Annotated in this window: 4 protein-coding genes and 1 pseudogene; 4 read left to right on the top strand and 1 reads right to left on the bottom strand. The window is 53.6% G+C overall.

Annotation, left to right across the window (positions count from 1 at the left end):
• The 4 genes and pseudogenes from RTY00_RS21280 to RTY00_RS21295 form a co-directional block, all read left to right on the top strand.
• A pseudogene (locus RTY00_RS21280) lies at window positions 1-179 on the top strand (ABC transporter ATP-binding protein); the annotation flags it as partial.
• Entirely contained in the window at window positions 172-921 is a 750-nt protein-coding gene (locus RTY00_RS21285) for an ABC transporter ATP-binding protein (RefSeq protein ID WP_061717625.1), read from the top strand. The pseudogene RTY00_RS21280 and the gene RTY00_RS21285, both read left to right, overlap by 8 nt.
• A gap of 120 nt (window positions 922-1041) precedes the next feature.
• A complete protein-coding gene (locus RTY00_RS21290) occupies window positions 1042-2454 on the top strand; it encodes an EmmdR/YeeO family multidrug/toxin efflux MATE transporter (protein ID WP_154157375.1) in 1413 nt (470 codons plus the stop codon).
• A gap of 173 nt (window positions 2455-2627) precedes the next feature.
• The gene (locus RTY00_RS21295) at window positions 2628-2795 is read left to right on the top strand and encodes a hypothetical protein (protein ID WP_167391193.1); all 168 of its coding nucleotides are present in this window, start codon (window positions 2628-2630) and stop codon (window positions 2793-2795) included.
• Between the two features lie 117 nt (window positions 2796-2912).
• Here the strand turns inward: RTY00_RS21295 and RTY00_RS21300 are convergent.
• Window positions 2913-3578 (bottom strand): HipA domain-containing protein (locus RTY00_RS21300; RefSeq protein ID WP_312666057.1); only part of this gene is annotated, 666 nt, incomplete at its 5' end.

Consider the following 3578-nt stretch of genomic DNA (forward strand, 5'->3'; position numbering starts at 1 on the left):
ATCGCATCAGCGTGTTGCTGATTGAACACGATATGCCGATGGTGATGCGCATTTCCGATCACATCGTGGTGCTCGATCATGGCGATGTGATTGCTCAGGGCACGCCACAGCAGATTCGTCACGATCCTAAAGTGATTGCCGCCTATCTCGGCGCAGAAGAGGAGAGCGATCATGGCTGAACCTATGCTGGCTTTTGAGCAGGTCGATGTGTTTTACGGTCCTTTGCAGGCGCTAAAGCAGGTATCGCTGACTGTGAATCAGGGCGAAACCGTGGCGCTGATTGGCGCTAACGGTGCAGGAAAATCCACGCTGCTAATGTCGATCTTTGGTCAGCCGCGCATTGCCAGCGGCGAGATTCGTTTACGTGGTGAAGCGATCAGCCAGCGCTCGACGCACTTCATCGCCGCCAGCGGCATTGCCCAGGCCCCGGAAGGGCGGCGCATCTTTCCGGATATGACGGTGGAAGAGAACTTACTGATGGGCACCATCGCCATCGGCGAGCGGTTTGTCAAAGAGGACAAAGAGCGCATGTATCAGCTGTTTCCCCGCCTGCTGGAGCGGCGCAAGCAGCGCGCCATGACGCTCTCCGGCGGCGAGCAGCAGATGCTGGCGATTGCCCGCGCGCTGATGAGTCGACCCAAGTTGTTGCTGCTCGACGAACCCAGCCTTGGCCTCGCGCCGATCGTGGTGAAGCAGATCTTTGGCATCCTGCGCGAGTTGACCCAGCAAGGCATGACGCTGTTTCTGGTGGAGCAGAATGCCCGCCATGCATTGCAACTGGCGGATCGCGGCTATGTGATGGTGAATGGCGAGATTCGTCTGAGCGGTAGCGGTGCCGAGCTGCTCAACAATGATGAAGTGCGCAGCGCCTATTTGGGAGGCGCAGCCGATCCTGCGGTGGTGGCGACAAAAAGTTTGTAATAATGATTAAATGGTGATGGGAAACACTTTGCATAATTCTCAGTGGCCTATCATCATTATTACTCTTCTTCCTCTCCAAAGTGATTTGGTAATCCCTTGCAAAATCCTGGCGTAGCAGTGATGCGGGCGGTCAGAAACACGGCGTGGTATCCCAAACGCCGCTCTTACCGTACGTTGTTCTGGCGAGAAATCACCCCATTAGCGGTACCCATCTTTATCGAAAACCTTTGCGTGATGCTGATGGGCGTCCTCAGTACCTTCCTGGTGAGCTGGCTGGGTAAAGAAGCGATGGCGGGCGTCGGTTTGGCCGACAGCTTCAACATGGTGATCATCTCCTTCTTTGCCGCCATCGATCTCGGCACCACGGTGGTGGTGGCGTTCAGCCTGGCAAAACGCAACGGCAAACGTGCGCGAGCCGCGACGCGACAGTCGCTGGGATTGATGACCGCGCTGGCGTTTGTGCTGGTGATCGCCATCGAGTTTTGGGGGCATCTGATCATTGATGTGATTGCTGGCAGCGCCGATCCCAAAGTGAAAGAGCTGGCGCTGAGCTATCTGCAAACCTCGGCGTGGAGCTATCCTGCAGCGGCGATTGCGCTGATTGGCAGCGGCGCGCTACGTGGTGCGGGTAATACCAAAATCCCGATGCTGATCAACGGCGGCATGAACATTCTCAACATCGTGATCAGTAGCGTGTTGATTTACGGCTGCATGGGTTGGGAAGGGCTGGGCTTTGTCGGTGCTGGATTGGGCTTAACCATCTCGCGCTATATCGGTGCGGCAGCGGCGATTTACGTGCTGTATCGCGGTATTACGCCCGCGCTGAAAATCTCTATCGCCAGTTATTTCCGACGCTGGGACCGCAACATTCTGATGGAAGTGTTGGGCATCGGCGTGCCCGCCAGTATTGAATCGGTGCTGTTTAACGGCGGCAAATTGCTGACGCAGATTTTTGTCGCTGGCATGGGCACCAATGAAATCGCCGGTAATTTTATCGCCTTCTCGATTGCTTCGCTGATTAACCTGCCGGGTAACGCGTTGGGATCGGCATCGACCATTATTACCGGGCGCAGGCTGGGGCTGAATCAGGTGATGCAGGCGGAACGGCAAATCAAACACGTGTTCTGGTTAGCGATGATTGGATTGTGTTCGCTGGCGCTAATCACCGTGCCGCTCGCCGGCACGCTTGCGCAGTTTTACAGCCGCGATCCGGAAGTCATCTCAGTTACCAAGCATTTGATTTGGCTTAATGCCGCCTTTATGCCGATCTGGACTGCGTCTTGGGTGCTGCCCGCCAGCCTGAAAGGTGCGCGCGATGCACGTTACACCATGTATGTGTCGATGTTCAGCATGTGGGGCGCACGCGTGGTAGCCGGCTATTTCCTTGGGATTGTGCTGGGAATGGGCGTGATTGGCGTGTGGCTCGGTATGTTCCTCGACTGGACGGTACGCGGCGTATTCTTCTGGTGGCGACTCACCAGCGGTAAATGGCTGAATAATTACCGCAAGATGATGGCGAAGAGTCGGGGATAACGCATTGGCCTGGTCGCCATAAATGGCGACCCTACAGTTGTTTGCCAGGCGTGCGCATTTATGCGCACCGACATATATGCATTATTTGGCAAAGAAGCGCACAACTAATCGTTTTGGTTATAGGGGCGCATGCGGTTTACTGTCAGCCTCAATCATTTGTGGAGAAGCTGACAATGAAACACCTCTTGCAGCAGTGGTTTAACCAACTGATCAATGGCGAGACTGGACCCGCAGAAGAGCGCGAATTCGATCTCAGCAATCATATCGACCTGCTGATTCCCATCAGCCAACTGTACGGCGTTGAGTTCCATCCTTCGGTGTATCGCTACTATGAGAGATAAGCGCCTGCACCATGTGATCCGCTACAGCTACTGGAATGAACTGTGCGCTGATGAATAAAGAACCCGCTCTTAGGCCAGCGGGTTTTTTTATGTCTGTGATCACGCGCGAAAGACGCGTTACAGTTCGGTCACGGCCAGTAACGTCATTCTGCGTGCGACATAATCAAGTACGAGATTACGCTGTTCTTCAGGCATATGGCTTTCAGCGTAGGTAGCAATGATCAGCGAGTGACTCTTCACCACATCGACCAACCATTTGCGGGCCAGCGCGGGTTGAATATCCATACCCTGAGCAAGCAGGATAAAGTCCGCACCGACATATTCCCCATAGCCTGAATCAATTCCTGGCGCGCTCCCGGCATCATTTTCTTCACATTCAAGCAGAGGCAGCGCTAAGTACTCGCCGAATGCAGCGGGATAGGGCACCACGCTAATAAAATCATACACTGGTGCCAGGTAAGCGGGTCCTGCTTCGGGAAGTATGATCCCGATATTACGCAGATGAAAATCATTATTCCCGAGCACATAGGCATAGACGATGCGTAAAAAAAGGTCGCGCTTACTGTTTAAACTATTTCTGACTGCGCTATTCAGAAATTTGGCAGCCCTCTCATAACTGATGGCTTTTTTATTATCAATTTTGCCATATTTATCATCGAGTCCCATCGCGCCATCCAACTGCTCCTGATGTAATCGCGTTAGGTCTTCTAAGCGATCATATCTTTTGATCACAAAGGCCAACTCATTTGGTCGGCCTTTTTCTGCTTGAAAGGGGATTAAGCC

It is taken from the genome of Pantoea sp. CTOTU49201 (genome assembly GCF_032054795.1).
GTDB lineage: Bacteria > Pseudomonadota > Gammaproteobacteria > Enterobacterales > Enterobacteriaceae > Pantoea > Pantoea symbiotica.